The following is a 21,629-nucleotide window of genomic DNA, read 5'->3' on the forward strand; positions in this document are numbered from 1 at the left end:
GGGTGGTCTCGGTTTGGTCACCAGAGACAACCCCCTCCTGAAGGGAGTCAGTTGCTACCGAAGTCTAGACCGCTTTGCGACACGACCAAATACTTTCTGTGGGATTCAGTCGTGAACCAGCACGTCGAGCACGTCCGGGCCGTCTCGATCGAGCGCGTCCTCGACGGCCGGCGCGATCTCCTCGGGTGATTCGACGAGCTGCCCACGCGCGCCGTGGCTCTCGACGTTCGTCGGGATGTCCACAGGTGGGTCGAACTCCATGTCCTGCCAGTCGTACTCCTCTTCCTCGCCACCCATCACGCCGAGCGTGTTGTCCTTCAGGATGCGGTAGTTCCTGTTGTCGGGAATGACGACCGTGAGATCGAGATCGTATCGCGCGGCGGTGTAGAGCGAATGAGGATAGTAGAGATAGGATCCGTCACCCACGAACCCCACGACGTCTCGTGGCTCCTCGCGCTGGCTCTCGGCGAGCGCCGCGCCAACCGATGCGGGAAGTCCGTAGCCCAGCCCACCGCCCTTGTTCGAGATGTACTGTTCGGGCTGGAGCGGCCAGCGCGTCAGCATCGCGTACTTCGCCGTGATCCCTTCGTCGACGATGTAGGCGTCCGGGGCGCTCTCCTGGAGGGCATCGACGAGCTCGGCCTTCGAGGCACGCGGGTCGTCCTCGTCGCCCTCGCCCATCGTGGCCAGCTGCCCCTCGACCATCTCTTTCACCGAGCGCACCGTGTCGAGCCGTTCGTCCCGCCGTTCGTCAGCGAGTCGATCGTGCAGTCGGGTCGCGAGCTCGGTCATCACGTCGCCGGGATCGCCGACGACGGCCGCGTCGGCGGGCTGGTTCTTCCCGATCTCGTGGACCGCGTCGCTCAGATGGATGCAGGTCGTGTCGTCGGCGACGAGGTCGCCCTCGTGGCGCGTCAGCGTCGTGTTCGTCGAGCAGCCGGCGAAGATCACGGTGTCGGCGCTCAACAGCGTCCGTGCGAGCTCCTCGTCGGGCGGGATCGGCGAGACCCACTGCTCGTGATCCATCGGGAAATCGACCTCAGAGAGGAGGATCTCGCCGTGGACGCGCGCGCCGCTCGTCTCGGCCAGATCGACGGCCGCCGCGACCGCGTCCGCGCCTGCCCGCGCCACGTGATCGCCGACGACCAGCACCGGCGCATCAGCCTCGGTCAGGAGATCGGCTGCGCGCTCGATACTGGCTGCGTCGCCGCTCCCCGCCGTGGGAATCGGCCCGAGTCGCTCGGGGCTGGCGTCGGTTTCGGCGAGCATCGTGTCCAGCGGGAGGCCCAGAAAGACGGGGCCCGTCGGCGGCGTGAGCGCTGTCCGCACCGCCCGACGAACCATCGTCGGGATCGCCTCGACGTCGAGGATCTCCTGACTGTCCTTGCAGAACTGGCGGGTCATCCGAAGTAGATCCCCCGAGAGGACCGGCTCCTCGTGGCGGAAATCCGAACTGTGGTTGCCGGCCGTCACCAGCAGCGGCGCGCCGGCGACCTTCGCGGCGTAGAGATTGCCAAGGCCGTGCGCGAGACCCGGCGCGAGATGGAGGTTCGCCACACCGAGCGGGGTGATCGAGTCGTCGTGGTGGGAATGGTATCTGCGCGTCTGGGCGTAGCCGCCGGCCATCCCGACCGCGATGTCCTCGTGGAGCCCCAGCACGTACTCGATCTCGCTGTCGGCGAGCGCGTGGACGACCGGGAGTTCGGTCGTGCCGGGATTGCCGAAGACGTGGCTGACGCCGTAGTCGGCGAGCGCGTCGACGAACAGTTCCGCACCGGTGTAGTCGCTCATCATCGATCCATCGTGGCCCGTGGTGAAATACCTCACTCCGACCGGGCCGATGGGTTTTCCCCCGAGCACGCCCAATCGAGCGTATGGCAACCGAAACCGAACGCGCGACGCTCGCCGGCGGCTGTTTCTGGTGTATCGAGGCCCCGATGGAGGAGCTCGACGGCGTGCTCGACGTGACCTCGGGCTACGCGGGCGGTCACACCGAGAATCCGACCTACCGTGAGGTCTGTTCGGGCACCACCGGCCACGCGGAGGTCGTCCAGGTCGAATACGACCCCGAGCGCATCGCCTACGAGGACCTTCTCGACGTGTTCTTCACCGTCCACGATCCGACCCAGCTGAACCGACAGGGCCCCGACGTCGGCAGCCAGTACCGCTCGGCGATCTTCACCCACGGCGACGACCAGCAGGAGAAGGCCGCGGCCTACGTCGACGCGCTCGACGCGGAGGGTGGCTACGATGACGACGTCGTCACCGAGGTCGAACCGCTCGACACGTTCTACGAGGCCAGCGAGGAGCACCAGAACTACTACGAGAAAAATCCCGACGACGCCTACTGCACCATCCACGCACAGCCGAAGATCGAGAAGGTGCGGGAGGAGTTCGCCGAGAAGCTCGCGGCCTGACACTCCAATTCGATCTCCGCGGACGTTTTCACCGACGGCGTGGTGGCTATCGCCAATGGAGACCAGCCATCGCGTCGTCGTCGGCGATTCACGGCAGCTCGACGGGGTTGCCGACGACAGCGTCGAGCTCGTCGTCACCTCGCCGCCGTATCCGATGATCGAGATGTGGGACGACCTGTTCACCGAGCTCGATCCCGCGATCGGCGAACGGCTCGACGCGGGCGACGGACGAGCGGCATTCGAGCTGATGCACGACCAGCTCGACGCGGTCTGGGACGAACTCGCGCGCGTGCTCGTCGACGGCGGCATCGCCTGCATCAACGTCGGCGACGCGACGCGGAAAATCGACGGAAGCTTTCGCGTCTGGGGAAACCACTCCCGAATCATCGACGCCTTCGAGACGCGCGGGTTCGAGCCCCTCCCCGAGATCCTCTGGCGGAAGCCGACCAACTCGGGTGCGAAGTTCATGGGCAGCGGCATGGTTCCGCCGAACGCCTACGTCACGCTCGAACACGAGTACGTTCTGGTCTTTCGCAACGGCGGGACGCGGCGGTTCGAGCCGAACGCCGCCCGGCGCTACGAGTCGGCCTACTTCTGGGAGGAGCGCAATCGCTGGTTCTCCGATCTCTGGACGGACGTCACCGGCGAGCACCAGACGCTCGACGGCGACGACCGCCGGGATCGCTCGGGAGCTTACCCGTTCACGATCCCATATCGGCTCATCAACATGTACAGCGTCGTCGGGGAGACGGTTCTCGACCCGTTCTGGGGGACGGGCACGACGAGCCTCGCCGCGATGGCCGCCGCGCGCGACTCGATCGGCTCCGAGCGCGACGCGGCGTTCGCGGAGGCGTTCGGCGATCGCGTCGACGACGCCCCTGCGCTCTCACGGACCGTCGCGAGAGCGCGCCTCGACGATCACCGCGCGTTCGTCGACGAGCACGGTGTCGACGAGTTCGCCTACGAGGCCGACCACTACGAGTTCCCGGTCACGACGAAACAGGAGCGTTCGTTGCGACTCTACGCGATCGAGACCCTGACCGCGACCGACGACGGCTACCGCGCCGTCCACGAACCGATCGACACCGACTGATTTCTCTGTGGAGGACCGTCGAGGCTGGACCGTTCAGGGAGCGAGTGCCGCGGTCGTCGCCTCGATCTCGTCGAGCGTCGCGTCGCGCGGGAACGACACCGAGACGTGATCGACACCGTCGATGGCCGCGAAGCGCGCGAACCGCTCGCGGGCATCGTCGAGCGTGCCGGCGACCGCGATCGAATCGAGCAGTTCGTCGTCGACGGCCGCCATCGCTGCCTCGCGATCGCCGGCCTGCCAGCGCTCGTAGATCGTCTCGGCGGTGTCCTCGTGGCCGATCCGTGCGAGACTGTCCCGGTAGAACGTTCCCATCCCGCCGACGTAGAAGGCGAGATGCTGGCGGACGGATTCGCGGGCGCGCTCGCCGTCGTCGAGCGCCGCACAGGTCAGTGAGAGCGTCACACGCACGTCGTCGGGGTCGCGGTCCGCGAGCCTCGCTCCCCGACGGAGATCGTCGAGGCGCTCGCGGATGCCGTCACGGGTGAGCATGAGCGCGTGCCAGCCGTCGGCGAAGCGCCCGGCGAGCTCCACGCTCTTGGGCCCCATTCCGGCCGCATCGACTGCCGGCGCGGGCTCCGGTGGTTCGCAGCGCAGCCGAAAGCCCGAGAGATCGAAGTAGTCGCCGTCGTAGTCGATCTCCTCGCCCGTGAGCACCGCCTTGACGATCTCGACGGTCTCGCGCGTCCGGCGGAGCGGGTTTCCGTACTCCACGCCGTGCCAGTTCTCGACGACGATCGGTCCGGAGGGACCGAGACCCAGCCGGAAGCGCCCGTCCGAGACCTCCTGGAGCGTGGCGGCGGTCTGGCCGAGCAGTGCGGGCGAGCGCGAGTAGATGGGGACGATCGACGTGCCGATGCCGATCTCGTCGGTCCGGTGGGCGATCGAGGTGAGCACCGTCACTGCGTCGCGACCCCATGTCTCGGGCAGCCAGACCCGGTCGTAGCCGAGTTCCTCGGCGCGTTCGGCCTGCTCGCAGAGCGCGTCGATGCTCGGCTGTGCGCTCACCGGGAGGAACACGTCGCGACCCGCGGGGTCGCTCATTCCGGCGATTCCATGATGTCCGGCACGCCCCGTGCGGTGATCGTCTCGCCGGTGAGATACGACGCGGCGGGGCTCGCGAGGAACTGGGCGATGTCGGCGATCTCCTCGCTCGTGCCGATCTTGCGATCTACCTCTTCCCGATCGATCTCGTCGGTGGTGACACCCATCTGACTCGCCACGCCGGGTGTGGCGACGAACCCCGGCGCGATGCAGTTCACCCGCACCCCGTCGTCGGCCCACTCGTAGGCGAGCGTCGAGGTGAGGTTCACGACGCCCGCCTTGGCGGCGGCGTAGTGGCTCATGAAGGGTGCGCCCTCCTGGCCGGCGACGCTCGCGAAGTTGACGATCGTCCCCCCGTCGCCCTCGCGCATCACCTCGCCAGCGGCCTGCGTGCAGTGGTAGGTCCCGTGGAGGTTGATGTCGACGATCGTCTTCCAGCCGTTCTCGGAGATCCCCTCGAAGTTCGCCATGAAGCTCGCACCCGCGTTGTTGACGAGCGTGTCGAGCCCGCCGAACTCCGCGACGGTGGCCTCGACGAGCGCCTCGACCGAATCGCGATCGCGCACGTCACACTCGACGGCGAGCGCCGATCCGCCCGCCTCCTCGATCCCCTCGGCCACGGGGTCGACGTTCTCCTGCTCGCGCGAGCAGATCACGACCTCCGCCCCATCCGCCGCGAACCGCTCGGCGATCGCGCGTCCGATACCGCTCGACGCGCCCGTCACGAGCGCCGTGTCACCATCGACGCTGAACTGTTCCGTGGTCATCGCCGCCTCCGAGTGGTGGTTTCCATCACATCGACCGTTACCGATGGCATGCTAATAAATACTGGTGCCACCATCGATTGTCGGCACGTATCGATCGGTTACCACCGGTAATCCGATCCGTCGTCGGAAGACACTCGTCGCGTCGCCGAGTGACATCGGCATGAACTACGAGGCGGTCTTCTGGGATATCGGCGGCGTGATCCTGGATCTCGGCTCGGTCCGGGCGGGCCATCGGGCGTTCGTCGGGGTACTCGCCGACGAGCACGATCTCGACAGGGAGGAAGCGCTCGCCACGTGGCGCGACGAACTGGGATCGCACTTCAGCACGCGCGAGGGGACCGAATTCCGCAGCGCGCGGGTCGGTTACGGGCGCGCGGTCGCGGCGATGGTCGGCCACGAACTGCCCGAGGAGGAGTGGCTGCCGGCCTTCGAGCGCGCAACTCATGAGAACCTCGAACCGGTCGTGGGAACCGTCACGGCGATCGGCCGGCTCGAAAGCCACGTCCATCAGGGCATCGTCAGCGACATCGACACGTGGGAGGGCGAGGCGCTGCTCTCGCAGTTCGGCGTCGCCGACCGGCTCGACGCGGTGACGACCTCCGAGGAGGTCGGCCGGACGAAGCCCGATCCGGCGATGTTCGAGACCGCGCTCGAAAAGGCGGGCGTCGAACCCACCGCGGCGCTGATGGTCGGCGATCGCTACGAGAACGATATGCGGGGCGCGGCGCGAGCGGGCATCGACACCGTCGCGTTCGGGGGCAGCGCGAGCGAGGCCGCTCCTGACGACCCGGTTGTCACCTACCGCGTCGATGATCCGCTCGACATCGTCGGTCTGGTCGGTATCGACGACAGGTGAAACTACTTGTGTCGGCCGTGCCATAAATTCGCATGAGCGACGACCCCTCGGAACCCTACGGCGAACATCGCCAGCGCGACGTCTACGCGTCGGGGATGCTCGCCGACGACCCGCCCGAGCATCCGGTTCGGTACGAGGAGCTCGAGCGGCGAGCGATGGCCGCGATGAGCGAGGAAGCGGCGGCCTACGTCGCCGGCGGGGCCGGCACCGAGGACACGATCACCGAGAACCGCCGCGCGTTCGCCGACTGGCGGATCGTCCCGCGCGTGCTCCGTAACGTCTCCGAGCGCGACCTCCGCGTCGATCTCTTTGGGACCGAACTCGATCTCCCGATCCTGCTCGCCCCGCTCGGCGTGCTCTCGATCGTTCACGAGGCAGGCGAGCTCGCGGTCGCGCGGGCCGCGGCCGAGCACGACGTCCCGATGGTGCTCAGTTCGGCGTCGTCGTACACGATGGAGGAGGTCGCCGAGGAACTGGGAGAGACCCCGAAGTGGTTCCAGCTCTACTGGTCGGCCGACCCCGACATCGCGAGCAGCTTCGTCGAGCGCGCCGAGCACGCCGGCTACGACGCGATCGTCGTCACGCTCGACACACCCCTGCTCGGCTGGCGCGAGCGCGACATCGAGCAGGGCTACCTCCCCTTCCTCGACGGCGAGGGCGTGGCGAACTACGTCTCCGACCCGGCCTTCCGCGATCGCCTCGACGTCCCGCCCGAGGAGAACGAGGGCACGGCACTCATGGAGTTCGTCGATATCTTCGGCGATCCCTCGCTCACCTGGGACGATCTGGCGAGCCTCCGCGCGGAGACCGACCTCCCGCTGATAGTCAAAGGTGTGCTCCACCCCGACGACGCCGAGCGGGCCGTCGAATGCGGTGCGGATGGTGTGGTCGTCTCGAACCACGGCGGTCGGCAGGTCGACGGTGCGATCGGTGCACTCACCGCCCTTCCGGGCGTGGTCGATGCCGTCGGTGACGTCCCCGTCCTGTTCGATAGCGGAATTCGCAGCGGTGCGGACGCCGTGAAGGCGATCGCGCTCGGAGCCGACGCCGTCCTGCTCGGGCGACCCTACGCCTACGGGCTGGCGCTCGACGGCGAGGCCGGCGTCGGAAGCGTCCTCGAGAACTTCCGTGCCGATCTCGATCTCACGCTCGCGCTCGCGGGCCACACGAGTTTCGACGAACTCGACCGATCGATACTGCTCGATCGGCGGCCATCGGGCGTGGACGATCCTTGATCACTCGCCGAAAACCGCTGCCTCCGACTCGCGCAGCTCCACGATATCGCGATCGGTGTAGCCCGCCTCGCGGAGGACCGCTTCGGTCTGTGTACCGTGTCCCGGAACGCCCGCTGCGGGGTCGGCGTGATCGGACGACCGCGCCGGAAAGCCGATCCGCTGTGGCCACTGCGTCCGTTCGATAAGCCCCCGCGAGTCGGTTTGTGGGTGGTCGAGTGCCTCCGGAAGGGTGCGGACGGGTTCGATGGTCGCGTCGCTGTCTGCAAACATCTCGGCCCACTCGTCGCGGGTTCTCGCGGCGAACAGTTCGGTCAGTTCCTCGCGCAGCGCCGCACGCGTCGCCTCGTCGTCCGTCATGTGTGTCTCGACGAGATCCTCGCGGCCGACGGTTTCGCAAAACTCCTTCCAGAAGGGCGGCTCGAGTGCTGCGATCGAGACGAACTTCCCATCGCTGGTCTCGTAGATCCCGTACCAGGGCAACTCCCCCGTGAGAGCCGTCTCTCCGGGGCGTGGCGTCTCGCCCGCGAGCGCGTCGGGCGCGAGCGCTTGCGAAAAGGAGAGCAACACGTCGGTCATGGCGATATCGAGGTACTCCCCGCCGGTGTTGCCGAGCGCGCGCGAACAGAGCGCGCCGACGATCGAGAACGCGGCGAAGAGCCCGCCAGCCATGTCGCCCACCGGAACGCCCGGTATCTGTGGTGTCGCGCTCTCGTCGGCACGGGTCATGTCGAGCAGGCCCGAAAAGGCGGCGTAGTTCAAGTCGTGGCCCGCACGGGTTCGATACGGTCCGGTCTGGCCGTAGCCTGATAGCGAACAGTAGACGATCCCGGGGTTGTGCTCGCGAACCGAATCGTCGTCGACACCGAGGCGTTCGGTGACGCCTGGCCGGAACCCCTCGATCAGCACGTCGGCGTCGCTCGCGAGTTCGAAGAACGCCTCGCGCCCCGCATCGCTCTTGAGGTCGAGTGCGACGCTTCGCTTGCCTCGGTTCACGGCCTCGAACAACGTTCCGTCGCTCCCCTCGCTCTCGAAGCTCATCCAACGGGCCGGATCCCCAGTAGCAGTATCCTCGATCTTGACGACCTCCGCCCCGGCGTCGGCGAGCAGTTGGGTGGTGTACGGGCCGGGCAGATAGCGCGTGAGATCGAGTACGCGAACGCCATCGAGTCGCATATCCAATGCTCCGACGGACGGATCATAATCCTTCGCGTCAGTCCTCTCCCGCCTCATCGCGGAGGTCGACGAACAGTTCCTCCTCGCGATCGGCGATGGCCGCAGCCTGCTCGCTCGCGCGCTCGAAGAGCTCCATGGTCGGCGTCTCGCTCGCCTCGCGGAGCGTCTCGCCGAGCGCGCTCCAGTCGTCGGCGATCGCGCGGGTTCGATCGGCGAACGAATCGTCGAGGAAATCGAGCTGGGCGAGGAAATCCGCGTACAGCCGCCGGAACGCACCGCCACCGGTGCCGCGGCGCTCGACGTTCTGGTAGGCGAAGCGTGCGCTCCAGGACGCGTCGTCCAGCTCCGTCCACTCGGGAAGCTCGCGTGCGAACCGACGGATCCCTGCCACGCCCTGTGTCCCCCACGCGCCGGATTCGCCATCGGTGAGCATCCCCTCAGCTGCCCGCGAAATTGCCGTTCGTGCTGCGCTCTCGATCGACGCGTTCGGGGACGGTCGCTCGCTATCGACGGCGAGCCAGCGGTTCGACAGCGGCCCGACGAACCCGTGTTCCGAGCCCCACGCTCGCCGGAGGCGATCGATCGGCAACCGCTGGACGGTCTCGAACTCGCTGTCCGAGAGCAGTACGTCGTCTCCCTCGGTGCCGAGACAGACGAGCGTGTGCGGGCCGAAGTGGGTGTCAGTTCCGTAGTAATCGAGGTAGTAGAGGTCGGCGAACAGTACGACGGGTGTTCCGCCGGCGACTCGCGCGCCGACGGCCTCCCAGGCCATCTCCCAGTCCTCGCCATCGCCCTCTTCGAACGGGATCGCGAGGGTCTCGAAGAATCTCGATTCGAGCCACGAGCTTCGGCCCATGATGGTGCGGCTGGCAGGTCCCTTCTCGTAGTAGCCGAAGCCGATGCCCGCCCCGAGGCCGAAACAGAGCGGTTCGTCGAACCCCCAGCCGTAGTGTGCCGCCAGGTTGCGCAGCGAGGCCGATCCGCAGTGTGCGCCCGGCCGGTGTGGGTAGTCGGCGATCGACATACCGGTGCCTCGCGCGTCCGCGCCATAGCCGTGTCGGCGCTGCCTCTCCAACGAACTCGGCGACGACCGCTTCTATCCGGTGAGCTCGGCGACGGCCGCCTCGATCTCCGTGCGCGGAACGGGCGAGATCCAGTCCTCGCCGAGCCAGCGGTGGACGACGCGCCGATCCTCGTCGAGGACGAAGACGGCACGGCGTGCGGTTCGCGTCTCGCCCATGCCCGAACGCGTCGTGAGCAGATCGTACGCCTCGGCGGCTGCCCCCTCACCGTCGCTGAACAGTCGAAAGGGGCTGTCGAGATAGCGGATGAAGGCGTTCTGGGCGTAGGGACCCTCACGACTCACACCCACGACGGGGATCTCGAATTCGTTCCAGCCGGCGCGCTCGTAGCGTTTCCACCAGTTTTCGGCGATGGCACTGAACGAGAAGCCGTAGAAGACGACCACGCAGCCGCCGTCGAGGACAGTCGAGAGGTTGGCCGTCTGGAAGGTCTCGCCGTCACAGAGCAGCGCCGTGAAATCGGGCGCGCGCTCGCCCTCGGATGGTGGCATGCCTCATGCTGGATGGACGGGCACAAAACGCCGTCGGCGGGAGATTTTTGTCCGTGGCCGCCGGACACGAGGCATGGCAATCACGCTCTACCGGCTCGAAGGCTGCCCGCACTGCGAAGCCGTCGTCGACCGTCTCGACGATCTGGATATCGACTTCGACAGCATCTGGGTCGAGGCGCTCCACTCCAAACGCGACGAGGTGAAGCGCGTCTCCGGCCAGCGCGACGTCCCGGTGCTCGTCGACGACGAGCGCGGCATCACGATGAGCGAGTCCGACCGCATCGTCGAACACCTCGATCGTTCGTACGCCGCGGCCTGATCCGGACGCCCCCTTTTATCCTCACGCCGTCCGGAACGACGGTATGGCCGACGAAACACTGTTCGAAAGCGAGCGTCAGCGGAGCCGCGCCGATATCGCCGGCGTGCTCAAATCGCTGGCGACGGCGCTCGAAAACGATGGACCGGTGACGCTCGAAGACGGCGAGCGGTCAGTGCGGATCGAACCACCGGAGCAGCCGCTGTTCGAGATCGAGGTCGAACGCGACTCCGAGAAGCGCAGTGTGGAACTGGAACTCGAATGGGACGAGCGCGACGAGGAGGGTGAGGACGTTTCGGCAGCCACCGAGAGTGAGCCTGTGAAGAGTGATGGCGAATCCACGGCCGAACCCGCCCACAGCCTCGGCCGTTTCGAGGTCTTTCAGGATAGAGCGAGCGAGTGGCGCTGGCGGCTCGTCCACCGGAACGGGAACATCATCGCCACGAGCGGCGAGGGATACACGAGCAAGCAGAACGCGCTCAAAGGGATGCGAAGCGTGATGAAGAACGCCCCCGACGCCACCGTCGTCTCCGAGTAGGGCGACCGGAAGTTGGTGTCGGGACGATGGCGCTCAGTCGAGGTCGTGCGGGTCGAGCCCCGGGTCCTCCACCGACGGTGCGCCGATAGCGAGCACGATCCCCTGATCGTCGCCCAGATAGCGGTGACCGTGGCCGATCTCGGGACCGGCGGCGTAGAACGTGCCCGGACCGACTTCGTGGATCTCCTCCTCGCCCGAGCGACCGAGTTTGACCGAGAACTCGCCCTCCACGACGTAGTAGAGCTCCTCCTGTTCTGCGTGGGCGTGGTACTGGATCTCCTCGCCGGGATCGAAATACCAGAGCTTGACGTTCGTCTCGTCGGTACCGAGCGCGTCGTCGATCGAGCGGATGTCGAGATCCGGCGGGAGCTCCTCGACGTCGGAGAGATCGGTGACGCGCACGTCGTCCGTGTGAACGATTCCGTGGTCCATGCGCCATCGACGGTCGGCCGGCGCAAAAGGTTGTGCCCGGCCCAGCACGGGCCCGACGATCAGCCGTCGAAGCGTGGCACCGCCTCGATCTCGGCCGGGTCAGTGTCCTCGAAAGCCGCACGCGCGATCGTTCGCTTGTGGACCTCGTCGGCCCCGTCGACGATGCGGAAGGCGCGCACCGCGTCGTAGAAATCCGCGAGCGGCAGGTCCCTGCTGATGCCGGCCCCGCCACAGCACTGGATGGCGAGATCGATCGTCTCCTGGGCGACGTTGGCGGCGAAGACCTTGCTCATCGAGACCTCGACTCTGGCTTCCTCGCCGGCGTCGAGTTTCGCCGCGGCGTCCCTGACCATCGTCCGCGCGGCGTGCAGACGGGTTTCGGCCTCGGCGATCGCGAACCGCTGGGACTGTTTGTCCGCGAGCGACGAGCCGAACGCCTCGCGCTCGCTCATGTAGGCTTTCGCCACGTCGAGCGCGCGATCGGCCATCCCGGAAAAGCGCATGCAGTGGGTCAGTCGTGCGGGTCCGAGGCGCTGCTGAGCGACCGTGAACCCCTCGTTCTCCTCGCCGAGGAGGTTCTCCTCGGGCACGCGCACCCCGTCGAACCGGATCTCGGCGTGGCTCTCGGGCATGAGATCCTGGCCGAGATGCGGGATGTCGCGGACGATCTCGACGCCCTCCGCGTCGGTCGGCACGAGGATGATCGAGCAACCGGCGTAGGGGTGGGCCTCCTCGTCGGTGCGAGCCATCACCAGGAGCACGTCGGCCGCGCTACCCTGGGTGGTCCACCACTTGTGGCCGTCGATGATCCACTCATCATTCTCCTTTTCCGCCGTCGTGCGGAGCATCTTCGGGTCCGATCCCCCACCGGGAGCGGGCTCGGTCATCGCGAAGCCCGAACGGATCTCGCCCGCCACGAGCGGGTCGAGCCACTCCGCTTTCTGCGCCGCGGTGCCGACGAGTTCGAGGGTGTGCATGTTCCCCTCGTCGGGCGCATCGACGCGCATCGCGGGCGCGCCGAGCAGGCTCCGGCCCGCTTCCTCGAACAGCGGCAGTACGTCCCGCAGTGCGATCCCCATGCCGCCGTGCTCTTCGGAAATTTGGGGTGCATACACGTCGTACTCTCGGGCCTGCTCTCGTAGCTCGTCGATCGTCTCACGGGAGACGCTGTCGGCGGCGTTGGCGCGCTCCTTCGGCAGCACGACCTCTTCCATGAACTCGTGGGCACGATCGCGCAGTTCCCGAGCGGTCGCCGAGTCGTCGTAGTCCATGCACTCCCTTCTCTGCACTACATTGTAAAACGGTAGGGCGATTACTGATGATCTCGCACACTGTCAGTGGGCGTGATGCTTTTCGGTGATCGAAGTTACCGGCCACGTGAGGCCGCAGATCTCGGGGAACGTCGGCAGAAATGTACCATTCCATAGGTGTGTCCAGTAGATATTCGTAGCCGGACGCACAATCGATCTACCAATGGTAACGAGATCGCGATCGTCGCCGAATCGGAGGGCCCGATGAGCGACGAGTATTTCGCGCGCATCGTCGATCGGGAGTCGCTCGCCGACTACTTCGAGCACGAACTCGGGGCAGTCGAGGAGTTCGACGTTCAGCACCATCAGGAGGGCCACTCGAACGAGACGCTGTTCGTCGAGTGGGGTGATCGCGACCTTGTGGTTCGCCGACCGCCGCCCGGCGAGGTCGCCGACACCGCCCACGACGTGCTGCGGGAGTATCGCGTGATGGACGCGCTTCAGGAGACGGACGTCAGAGTGCCACCCACCGTGTTGGCCTGTGAGGACCACTCGGTACTCGGCTGTGATTTCTACGTGATGGAACGCGTCGCGGGCGACGTGCTGCGCGAGGGCGAACCCGAGCGCTTCGCCGCACCCGACCACCGACAGCAGATCGGTGAAGAACTCGTCGACGGGCTCGCCGAGGTCCACGCGGTCGACTACGAGAACGTGGGCCTCGGTGAGTTCGGCCATCCCGAGGGGTTCACCGAGCGGCAGGTGAGCCGCTGGTCCGAGCAGCTGACCTGGGCGTTCGACGTCACGAGCGAGGAGCGCGAAGTGCCCGCGCTCTACGACGTGATGGAGTGGCTGACCGAGAACGTTCCCGACGCGCCGACGCACACGCTCGTCCAGGGCGACTACAAGCTCGACAACGTGATGTTCGGGCCGGGAACGCCCCCCGAGATCGTCGCGGTGTTCGACTGGGAGCTGAGCACACTTGGAAATCCGCTCGTCGATCTCGGCTGGCTACTGTCGTACTGGTGGGACGAGGGCGATCCCGACCCACCCCGAGCCACCGACTCGCTCACCGCGACGTTCATGACCAGTGAGGGCTACCCCAGTCGGCAGGAACTGGTCGAGCGCTACGAGGAGCGGACGGGGATCGAGTACGAGAACGATCGGTTCTATCGCGCGCTCGCGGTCTACAAACTTGCTGGGCTCGGCGAGATGTTCTTCCGGCGCTATCTGGAGGGCAACGCCGACGACCCACTCTACCCGAAGATGGAGACTGGCGTGCCCGAACTCGCCGATCGCGCGGTGCGCATCATCGAGGGGGAGGAGCCGCTATGAGCGGGTCGCCGGCGACGGGGGAGTTAAACCGCTGCCGATCGCTCGAACGACCATGAGGGATATCGAACGAGTGGCGGTGCTCGGCGCGGGCAACATGGGCCACGGTATCACCGAGGTCGTCGCGCTCGGCGGCTACGACGTGACGATGCGCGACATCGAGGCAGAGCTGATCGAGTCGGGCTACGAGGACATCGAGTGGAGCGTCGGCAAACTCGCCGAGAACGGGATCGTCGACGACCCCGACGACGTGCTCGCGCGCATCGACACGACGACCGATCTCGCCGAAGCAGTGGGCGACGCCGATCTGGTCGTCGAGGCCGCCCCCGAACGGATGGCACTCAAAAAGGAGATCTACGCCGAACTCGACGAGCTCGCGCCCGACGGGGCGATCCTCGCCTCGAACACCTCCTCGCTGTCGATCACCGAGATCGCGAGCGCCACCGACAGGGCGGCACAGGTGGTCGGCACCCACTACTTCAACCCGCCCGTCAAGATGGATCTCGTCGAGGTGATCTACGGCGAGCAAACGTCGGACGCGACCGCCGAGACCGCCCACGATTTCGTCGAATCGCTCGGCAAGACGCCGATCTACGTCCGAAAGGACGTCCAGGGATTCGTCGTCAACAGCGTTCTGGGACCGTTCATGGTCGAACCCGCCTGGATGGTCTCCAACGACGAGGCGACCATCCAGGAGGCCGACGCTGCGATGGTCCACCAGCGTGGCTACCCGATGGGGCCGTTCGAACTCGCCGATCTGACGGGGATCGACATCGGCTATTCGGTCCGCGAGGAGGCCGGCATCACCAACCCGCCGCTGATCGAGGAGCGGGTCGCAGCCGAGGAGCTGGGCCGCAAGACGGGGAAAGGCTACTACGACTACGAGAACGGTGACGGCGCGGACTACGAAACGGGCGATGGCGAGGGGTTCGACACCCTGCGTGTGGAGGCTCGGATGGTCAACGAGGCCGCGAAGCTGATCGGGATGGACGTGGCGACTCCTGAAGCGATCGACACCGGCATGCGACTCGGCGCTGGATTCTCCGAGGGACCGTGTCGGCGCGCCGATCGGGAGGGCCTCGACACGTACCTGGACAAACTCGAAACGCTCCACGAGGCGACCGGCGAGGAGCGCTTCGAGCCGGCCGACTATCTCGTCGAGCTGGTTGAGAACGGGAACACGGGACAGGAGAGCGGGCGCGGGTTCTACGAGTACGAGGACGGCGAGCCGGTCTCCGGGGGTCGATGAGCGACCTCTCGCCGGCCGAGCGAAGCCAGCTCGAAGCCATTATCGGCGAGCACGGCTTCTTCTCCTGGCTCGGCATCGAGATCGGGACGATCGAGCACGGTCGCGTCGTGCTCCGCGTGCCCTACGACGAGAAGTTCACCAATCTCGTGCCCGGCGGCGAGGCGAACGTCCACGGGGGCGTGGCGGCCACGCTCGTCGACACCGCGAGCGGGTTCGCGCTCCGATCGACGTTCGAGAACCCCCAGGGCGCAGCGCTCACGACGACCGATCTGAACGTCTCCTATCTCCGCCCCGCGACCGACGATCTGACCGTCGAGGCCGAGGTCGTCCGCGCTGGCGGATCGATGGGCGTGACCGATGCGACCGTGTCGAGCATCGCGCCGAACGGCGAGGAAAAACCTGTGGCGGTCGGGCGCACGAGCTACCGGCTCTTCCGGGAGGGGCGATGAGTACCTTCGAGTCGGTCGACGAGGGCGAGACGGCCACGACCGCGCGGCGAACGGTGACGGAAGCCGACGTGACGAACTTCGCGGGCGTGAGCGGCGACTTCAACCATCATCATACCGACGCGGAGCGGATGGCGGAGACGGAGTACGGCGAGCGGATCGTCCACGGTGCGTTCGTCTTCTCGGCGATGACGGGGCTGCTCTGGCAGTCCCGAACCCCCGAGCAGCGCGATGACGTCATCGCGTTCTACGGGGTCGATGCGCTCCGGTTTGCCGCCCCGACCTACATCGGCGACACCATCCACGTCGAGACCGAGGTGCTCGAAAAGGCGGAGCGCGAGCATCCACGAGCGAACGGGACGATCAGATACGGCGTGGCGGTGCTCGATCAGGACGGCGAGACCGTGCTCTCCTGTGAGCTGCTCTCGCTGGTGCGCTGACGATCGACGGTAGCTTCTTTTGTCGCCTCGTGATAGGGTGCGTATGGGAAAGCGGGTTCTGGTTCCGTTCGACGACTCGGAACAGGCACACGAGGCGCTCGAATACGCGCTCGACGAACACGGTGAGGACGACCTCACGGTCATCCACGCCGTCGATCCCGCCGAGTGGGGCTACGGCGCACCGGGCAACACACTCGGCGAGCACTGGCAGCAGAAAGCGCGCGAGGAGAGCGACGAGATCGAGACGAGCGCGCGGGCGGTAGCCGACGAGTACGGCGTCGAGATCACCACGGCCGCCGAGAGCGGCGTGCCGAGCGACGTCGTTGTCCAGTACGCCGACGAGAACGATATCGACCAGATCGTCATCGGAAGCCACGGCCGCTCGGGCACCAGACGCCTCCTGCTCGGCAGCGTCGCCGAGGAGGTCGCGCGCAAGGTCTCGATCCCGGTGACGATCATCGGCTGAGCCAGCTACTCCCGAGTCCGCGGCCCCTCGTTCAGGCTCTCGAGCAGTTCGGGATCGGTGCCGAACTTGAGCACGTTCGTCACGACGGAGTTGCGGATGTTCGAGACCACGCTGCCGTGTTCCTTGTAGAACTCGTGGATCCAGCGCGATTCGGCCTCGCGCGTCGGGAACATCATCACCGTCTTCCACTGGTACTCCCCGTCGGAGAGGAAGTAGAACAGCGTGTTCGGCGAGTCGCGGATGTACTCCATCGCCGCGCGCCACTCGTCGGCGAAGTGTTCGGCGTTGAACTTGAATTCGAACAGTCCGAAGATGAAGAAGTCCTCGTTCGGGATGATCGCCTCGCGGAAGACGCCCTCCTCGCGCATCCGCCGGATCGACTCGCTGACCGTGACGTGCGAGACGTCGATGTCGTACTTCTCGTCGAGGATCTCGGTGAGCTGGCGCGAGGAGACCTGTGGATCGCCAGCGAGCTCGCGCAGGATCACGACATCGCGCTCGGTGAACTCCCACTCCGGCGGCTCCTCGCTCATCGCAGGCCTCCGCCCGCAGTGGTTCGCTCGTCGGTTCGCGCTCCGCCAGCATTCGGGAGATGAGTCCGTCCGTGCGATAGCCCGTTCTTGTTCATACCAGCCGATCGGCGATGATGTTCTTCTGGATTTCGCTCGTGCCCTCGTAGATCTTCGTGATGCGCGCGTCGCGGTAGTAGCGCTCGGCGGGATGATCGGTGACGTAGCCCGCACCACCAAACACCTGGATCGCCTCGTCGGCCACGTCGACGGCGTGCTCGCTGGCGAACAGTTTCGCCATGCTCGCCAGCCGCACCGCGTCGTCGGCGTCGCTCTCGACCGCGCTCGCGGCCCGGTAGGCGAGCGATCGTGCGGCGTCCACGTCGGTCGCCATCTCGGCGAGCTTGTGCCGGATGGCCTGGAACTCGCTGATCGGCTGGTCGAACTGCTCGCGCTCGGTCGCGTACTCGCGGGCGGCATCGAGCGCGCCCTGGGCGGCCCCTACGGCCTGCGCGGCGACGCTCGTTCGCCCGGAGGCGAAGAACTCCATCAGCTGGTAGAACCCCTCGTTCACCTCGCCGACGACGTTCTCTTCGGGAACTCTGACGTCGTCGAGGCGTAGCTCCGCGAGGTCGGAGGCCCGAATCCCGAGCTTGTTGTCGATCTTCTCGGCGGTGAATCCCTCACTGTCGGTCGGCACGAGAAAGGCCGTGATCCCCCGATGACCAGCGCCGGGCTCGGTCTTGGTCATCACGATGGCGACGTCCGCGACCGAGCCGTTGGTGATCCAGGTCTTGTTGCCGTCGATCACCCACTCGTCGCCGTCCTGCTCCGCGCGGGTCTCGATACCCGCGACGTTCGAGCCGTGGGCGGGTTCGGAGATGGCGCTCGCCGAGACCGCCTCGCCGGCGGCGATCTTCGGTAGCCACTCCTCCTTCATCCACTCCGAGCCGTACTCGATGAGCATGTCGCTGCCGAAGCCCGCCGAGCCGACCGCGCTGCCGATGCCCGGGTCGGCGCGCCAGAGCTCCTCGGTCACGATCGATCCCGCGAGCGCGTCCATCCCCGCGCCCCCGTACTCCTCGGGGATGTTCGGCGCGACGAAGTCGTATTCGGCGGCCTCCCGTCTGAGTTCTGCGGGATACTCGCCTGACTCGTCGTGCTCGCGCGCGACGGGCACGATCTCCTCCTCGGCGAACTCGCGGACGGCCGACCGGATGGCCTCGTGTTCTCCCGATAGCTGGAACGCCATGGGGAGTCGTGGGTTTCCAGCGAAAAATATCTTCCTGCTATCCGTGAACGACGGAAAACCAGGCCGATTCATGACGTCCCGGGGGACATGTGTTCACACGGTACACCTATTGCTGTGGGCATCGATAACACAGGAGCTATGCGAGCAGCAGTCCTCGAAGAACACGGCGAACCGCTCGACATCCAGGACGTGGACGCGCCCGATCCGGAGCCGACGGGTGCGGTGATCGAGATGGAGGCCTGTGGCATCTGCCGGAGCGACTGGCACGGCTGGCAGGGTGACTGGGACTGGCTCGGCATCCGGCCCCAGGAGGGCCAGATCCTCGGCCACGAACCGGCGGGCACGGTCGTCGCGGTCGGCGACGAGGTCGAGACCATCCAGGAAGGCCAGCAGGTTACGGTACCGTTCAACCTCGGCGACGGGACCTGCAAGCAGTGTCGAACCGGCCACGGCAACACCTGCGAGAACATCCGCCCGCTCGGCTTCGTCGAATCCGTGCCCGGCGCGTTCGCCGAACAGCTCCACGTCCCGGCGGCCGACCACAACGCCGTCCCGCTCCCCGACGGCGTCTCGTCGGTCGACATGGCCGGACTCGGCTGCCGGTTCATGACCTCGTTTCACGCGCTCGCCCACCGCGCCGACGTCGGCGGTGGCGACTGGGTGGCGATCCACGGCTGTGGCGGCGTCGGCCTCTCGGCCGTGCACATCGCCAGCGCGCTCGGCGGCAACGTCATCGCGGTCGATCTTCAGGACGAAAAGCTCGACAAAGCCGAGGAACTCGGCGCAAGCGCGACGGTCAACGCGAGCGACGTCGAGAACCCGGCCAGCGAGGTGAAGGCCATCGCGGACGGCGGTGCGGCGGTCTCGATGGACGCGCTCGGCATCGAGACCACCTGCCGGAACTCGGTACTGAGCCTCGGCACCCGAGGCCAGCACGTCCAGGTGGGCCTCTCGACGCAGGACGAGCAGGGGATGGTCTCGCTGCCGACGGACGCGATGGTGATGAGCGAGATCGAGTTCATCGGCTCGCTCGGGATGGCCCCGACGAGCTACGACGAGATCTTCCGGATGGTCGCCGACGGCACGCTCGACCCGAGCGCAGTGGTCTCCGAGACCGTCCCGCTCGACGACGTCTCGGAGAAGCTGGCGGCGATGGACGATTTCGAGACGATGGGGATCCCCGTCATCGACAGCTTCTGAACCGATCGCAGAAACGTTTTATTCGCGTTCGTGACCGCTACTCTTCGAGAACGGCGTTGACCTGGCCGTCCTGGCCGGGTCGGGAGGTCACCCGCGCGGTGCCCTCGCTGGTCTCGATGAGCGCGCCCTTGGTGATGATGTTCCGTCGGACGTAGTTCGGGTTCGCGGGGTTCTCGGCGACGCCCTCGATGTCGGCGTGTTTCGTCTCGCCGTCGACCGCGACGCTCGCGTGGTCGATCGAGATCGCACGGACCGTCCGCGTGTTGCCGCGCGTGTCGACGGTCTTCAGCACCGTGTCGCCGACGCGGGTCTCGGTCGGCTCGCGGCCGAGCTGGTGTTTGCGCTTCTTGGTCGTTCGTCGCCGCCGTCCGCCGGTCCGCTTTTTGAGTGCGCGTCCCTGGTCTTTCATATCCGAAAGCGGACGAGCGCACACTTGAATCGCTCGATAGCCCATCGACGGATTTAGCACGCCGCCGCCCGCTCATCCGTCGTGAGCCTCCGCAGCGCCGTCGCCGCCCCGTTCACGGGCCGCGGCGAGGGCGAACTGGCCGAAAGCGAGTTCGTCGTCGCACTCTCGCTCGATCGCGACTGGTTCTCGCCCGACCAGGCGACCCGCCTAGCCGACATCGCCGTCGGCGAGGGACTCCTCGAACGCACCGAGGGGATGCTCGTTCCCACGTTCGATCCCGCGGACGCGACGATCCCCGACGGGTTCGTCCCCGACGAGGAGCTGCTGCGCCGGCGCTCGGCGTTCGAGCAGGTCCTCGACGCGCTCGTCGCCGACGGTATCGACAAACGCGAGGCAGTCGCCGAGATCAACGAGCTCCAGCAGGACCTCGCCGTCACCATCGAGGCCGCCGCGGTGCTCTACGCCAGACGGCGAGATATCGATGTGAGCGAGGCCGCCGACCGCGCGCTCGCGGAACTCGGCGATTAGAGGGAGTCGACGATCCCCGGAAGCTGTGCCGCGAGCGCATCCCGTTCGACCGACCCATCTGCCTCCGCGATCGGGTCGTCGTCGGTCACGTGCACCGTCCGGAGCCCGGCGTCGTGTGCACCCACGATGTCGATGTCCGCGTGGTCGCCGACGTAGACCGTCTCGTCGGCGCGCGTCGACAGTTCGTCGGTGACGGTCCGGAACGCACGCTCGTCCGGTTTGCCGGCGTCGAGCGAGCCGGTGACGACGACCACGTCGAACAGCTCCGTCCAGCCGAGCGCGTCGAGCTTCGATCGCTGGGCGCGCACCGGGCCGTCGGTGAGCAGTCCCACCCGGTAGGATTCTTGAAGATCGGCGACGAGCGTCTCGACACCGTCGACCGGCACGAGCGCGTCGCCGATGGCCTCACGGTAGGCGTCGGCGAGCGCCGCTGGCGAGGGATCGTTCTCGTCGAGCAGATCCGCGAAGATGGCTTCGCGTGTCTCATTCGTGAGATTGCGCCGGTGGGCGTCGAGATAGGTCTCGCGCGAGAGGCGGGGCGCGCCGACCGCCGCGGTCGCCTCGTCGAGCAGCGTCTGGCGGTCGCGCTCGGGCACCGCGAGGGTGTAGTCGAGATCGAAGGCGACCGCCGAAACGGGCATGGTAGCGGTAACCACTCCGGCGATATGAGTGTGGCGAGACGAACCCGAACGCCCTTGGTCGGTCGTCGACAGGCTGTGGCATGTTCTTCGAGCGTCTCGCCGATCGGATCGACACCGCCGACAGCGTGCTCTCGGTCGGGCTCGATCCCGATCCCGATCGATTGCCCGATCATCTCCGCGAGCACGACCTGCCGCGCTGGGCGTTCAACCGGCGCATCATCGACGCGACTCACGACCACGCCGCCTGCTACAAGCCGAACGCCGCCTTCTACGAGGATGCGGACGGCTGGCGCGCGCTCGAAGAAACCATCGCCTACGCCCACGGGAAGGATGTCCCCGTGTTGCTCGACGCCAAACGCGCCGACATCGGCAACACAGCGCGCCAGTACGCGACCCTTTTGGACACGGCGGACGCCATCACGGTGAACCCCTATCTCTGTCTCTTATACACATCTCTGATGGCGCGAGG

At 66.8% G+C, this 21,629-nt stretch carries 26 protein-coding genes; 14 read left to right on the forward strand and 12 right to left on the reverse strand.

Features of this window, described 5'->3' with window-relative positions; translation table 11 throughout:
- Positions 1-105 precede the first annotated feature (105 nt).
- Positions 106-1,794 (reverse strand): thiamine pyrophosphate-binding protein, encoded by a 1,689-nt coding sequence (locus C451_RS12420; protein WP_007741055.1) that lies wholly within the window; start codon positions 1,792-1,794, stop codon positions 106-108.
- A gap of 80 nt (positions 1,795-1,874) precedes the next feature.
- Here C451_RS12420 and msrA point away from each other — a divergent pair, with 80 nt between their 5' ends.
- Positions 1,875-2,417 carry a peptide-methionine (S)-S-oxide reductase MsrA gene (msrA, locus tag C451_RS12425; RefSeq protein ID WP_007741056.1) on the forward strand — a complete coding sequence of 181 codons (543 nt, stop codon included), beginning with the start codon at positions 1,875-1,877 and terminating at the stop codon, positions 2,415-2,417.
- 55 nt (positions 2,418-2,472) lie between these two features.
- The gene (locus C451_RS12430) at positions 2,473-3,510 is read left to right on the forward strand and encodes a DNA-methyltransferase (RefSeq protein ID WP_007741057.1); all 1,038 of its coding nucleotides are present in this window, start codon (positions 2,473-2,475) and stop codon (positions 3,508-3,510) included.
- Between the two features lie 33 nt (positions 3,511-3,543).
- Here the strand turns inward: C451_RS12430 and C451_RS12435 are convergent, their stop codons facing one another.
- The gene (locus C451_RS12435; RefSeq protein WP_007741058.1) at positions 3,544-4,551 is read right to left on the reverse strand and encodes a TIGR04024 family LLM class F420-dependent oxidoreductase; all 1,008 of its coding nucleotides are present in this window, start codon (positions 4,549-4,551) and stop codon (positions 3,544-3,546) included.
- Complete coding sequence (locus C451_RS12440) at positions 4,548-5,318, reverse strand: SDR family NAD(P)-dependent oxidoreductase (protein WP_007741059.1); 771 nt, start codon at positions 5,316-5,318, stop codon at positions 4,548-4,550. Before C451_RS12440 ends, C451_RS12435 begins: the two co-directional genes overlap by 4 nt.
- A gap of 160 nt (positions 5,319-5,478) precedes the next feature.
- Between C451_RS12440 and C451_RS12445 the strand changes: the two genes are divergently transcribed.
- Positions 5,479-6,174 (forward strand): HAD family hydrolase, encoded by a 696-nt coding sequence (locus tag C451_RS12445; protein ID WP_049913104.1) that lies wholly within the window; start codon positions 5,479-5,481, stop codon positions 6,172-6,174.
- A 32-nt stretch (positions 6,175-6,206) separates the two neighbouring features.
- A complete protein-coding gene (locus C451_RS12450; RefSeq protein WP_007741061.1) occupies positions 6,207-7,409 on the forward strand; it encodes an alpha-hydroxy-acid oxidizing protein in 1,203 nt (400 codons plus the stop codon).
- Here the strand turns inward: C451_RS12450 and C451_RS12455 are convergent, their stop codons facing one another.
- The 3 genes from C451_RS12455 to C451_RS12465 all read right to left on the reverse strand — a co-directional run bounded on the left by C451_RS12455 (position 7,410) and on the right by C451_RS12465 (position 10,155).
- Positions 7,410-8,582: a CaiB/BaiF CoA transferase family protein gene (locus C451_RS12455; protein WP_007741062.1), complete on the reverse strand. Its 1,173-nt coding sequence runs from the start codon at positions 8,580-8,582 to the stop codon at positions 7,410-7,412.
- 37 nt (positions 8,583-8,619) lie between these two features.
- Positions 8,620-9,606: a BtrH N-terminal domain-containing protein gene (locus C451_RS12460; protein WP_007741063.1), complete on the reverse strand. Its 987-nt coding sequence runs from the start codon at positions 9,604-9,606 to the stop codon at positions 8,620-8,622.
- 72 nt (positions 9,607-9,678) lie between these two features.
- Complete coding sequence (locus C451_RS12465) at positions 9,679-10,155, reverse strand: peroxiredoxin family protein (protein WP_007741064.1); 477 nt, start codon at positions 10,153-10,155, stop codon at positions 9,679-9,681.
- A gap of 73 nt (positions 10,156-10,228) precedes the next feature.
- On the opposite strand from C451_RS12465, the gene C451_RS12470 reads away from it, so the two are divergent.
- Positions 10,229-10,474: a glutaredoxin family protein gene (locus C451_RS12470; RefSeq protein ID WP_004052097.1), complete on the forward strand. Its 246-nt coding sequence runs from the start codon at positions 10,229-10,231 to the stop codon at positions 10,472-10,474.
- Positions 10,475-10,517: 43 nt separating this feature from the next.
- A complete protein-coding gene (locus C451_RS12475; protein WP_007741065.1) occupies positions 10,518-11,009 on the forward strand; it encodes an HVO_2922 family protein in 492 nt (163 codons plus the stop codon).
- 33 nt (positions 11,010-11,042) lie between these two features.
- Here the strand turns inward: C451_RS12475 and C451_RS12480 are convergent, their stop codons facing one another.
- A complete protein-coding gene (locus tag C451_RS12480; RefSeq protein ID WP_007741066.1) occupies positions 11,043-11,441 on the reverse strand; it encodes a cupin domain-containing protein in 399 nt (132 codons plus the stop codon).
- Positions 11,442-11,500: 59 nt separating this feature from the next.
- Positions 11,501-12,712, reverse strand: a complete 1,212-nt coding sequence (locus tag C451_RS12485; protein WP_007741070.1) for an acyl-CoA dehydrogenase family protein — start codon at positions 12,710-12,712, stop codon at positions 11,501-11,503.
- A gap of 243 nt (positions 12,713-12,955) precedes the next feature.
- On the opposite strand from C451_RS12485, the gene C451_RS12490 reads away from it, so the two are divergent.
- From C451_RS12490 to C451_RS12510, 5 genes are read left to right on the forward strand one after another with little or no spacing between them, the layout of a single operon-like run.
- Positions 12,956-14,023 carry a phosphotransferase family protein gene (locus C451_RS12490; RefSeq protein ID WP_007741077.1) on the forward strand — a complete coding sequence of 356 codons (1,068 nt, stop codon included), beginning with the start codon at positions 12,956-12,958 and terminating at the stop codon, positions 14,021-14,023.
- A gap of 52 nt (positions 14,024-14,075) precedes the next feature.
- Positions 14,076-15,269 (forward strand): 3-hydroxyacyl-CoA dehydrogenase, encoded by a 1,194-nt coding sequence (locus C451_RS12495; protein WP_049913103.1) that lies wholly within the window; start codon positions 14,076-14,078, stop codon positions 15,267-15,269.
- Positions 15,266-15,718 carry a PaaI family thioesterase gene (locus C451_RS12500; protein ID WP_007741082.1) on the forward strand — a complete coding sequence of 151 codons (453 nt, stop codon included), beginning with the start codon at positions 15,266-15,268 and terminating at the stop codon, positions 15,716-15,718. Before C451_RS12495 ends, C451_RS12500 begins: the two co-directional genes overlap by 4 nt.
- A complete protein-coding gene (locus tag C451_RS12505) occupies positions 15,715-16,155 on the forward strand; it encodes a MaoC/PaaZ C-terminal domain-containing protein (RefSeq protein ID WP_007741083.1) in 441 nt (146 codons plus the stop codon). Before C451_RS12500 ends, C451_RS12505 begins: the two co-directional genes overlap by 4 nt.
- A gap of 43 nt (positions 16,156-16,198) precedes the next feature.
- Positions 16,199-16,621: a universal stress protein gene (locus tag C451_RS12510; protein ID WP_007741085.1), complete on the forward strand. Its 423-nt coding sequence runs from the start codon at positions 16,199-16,201 to the stop codon at positions 16,619-16,621.
- 5 nt (positions 16,622-16,626) lie between these two features.
- On the opposite strand, the gene C451_RS12515 is transcribed toward C451_RS12510, so the two are convergent.
- Together C451_RS12515 and C451_RS12520 are read right to left on the reverse strand one after the other, a co-directional pair.
- Positions 16,627-17,154: a winged helix-turn-helix domain-containing protein gene (locus C451_RS12515; protein WP_007741087.1), complete on the reverse strand. Its 528-nt coding sequence runs from the start codon at positions 17,152-17,154 to the stop codon at positions 16,627-16,629.
- Between the two features lie 91 nt (positions 17,155-17,245).
- Entirely contained in the window at positions 17,246-18,382 is a 1,137-nt protein-coding gene (locus C451_RS12520) for an acyl-CoA dehydrogenase family protein (RefSeq protein ID WP_007741089.1), read from the reverse strand.
- Positions 18,383-18,520: 138 nt separating this feature from the next.
- Between C451_RS12520 and C451_RS12525 the strand changes: the two genes are divergently transcribed.
- The gene (locus tag C451_RS12525) at positions 18,521-19,582 is read left to right on the forward strand and encodes a zinc-dependent alcohol dehydrogenase family protein (protein WP_007741091.1); all 1,062 of its coding nucleotides are present in this window, start codon (positions 18,521-18,523) and stop codon (positions 19,580-19,582) included.
- A 37-nt stretch (positions 19,583-19,619) separates the two neighbouring features.
- Here C451_RS12525 and C451_RS12530 read toward each other — a convergent pair whose 3' ends face one another.
- Entirely contained in the window at positions 19,620-19,991 is a 372-nt protein-coding gene (locus tag C451_RS12530; protein WP_007741093.1) for a 30S ribosomal protein S8e, read from the reverse strand.
- A gap of 81 nt (positions 19,992-20,072) precedes the next feature.
- Here C451_RS12530 and C451_RS12535 point away from each other — a divergent pair, with 81 nt between their 5' ends.
- On the forward strand, positions 20,073-20,519 hold the full coding sequence (locus C451_RS12535; protein ID WP_007741095.1) for a DUF2240 family protein: 447 nt from the start codon (positions 20,073-20,075) through the stop codon (positions 20,517-20,519).
- Here the strand turns inward: C451_RS12535 and C451_RS12540 are convergent.
- Positions 20,516-21,160 (reverse strand): HAD family hydrolase, encoded by a 645-nt coding sequence (locus tag C451_RS12540; RefSeq protein WP_007741096.1) that lies wholly within the window; start codon positions 21,158-21,160, stop codon positions 20,516-20,518. The two genes, C451_RS12535 and C451_RS12540, sit on opposite strands and share 4 nt — an antisense overlap.
- 80 nt (positions 21,161-21,240) lie before the next feature.
- On the opposite strand from C451_RS12540, the gene pyrF reads away from it, so the two are divergent.
- Positions 21,241-21,629 (forward strand): orotidine-5'-phosphate decarboxylase (gene pyrF / locus C451_RS12545; protein WP_007741097.1); only part of this gene is annotated, 389 nt, incomplete at its 3' end.

The sequence above is a fragment of the Halococcus thailandensis JCM 13552 genome, from assembly GCF_000336715.1.
Classification (GTDB): Archaea; Halobacteriota; Halobacteria; order Halobacteriales; family Halococcaceae; genus Halococcus; species Halococcus thailandensis.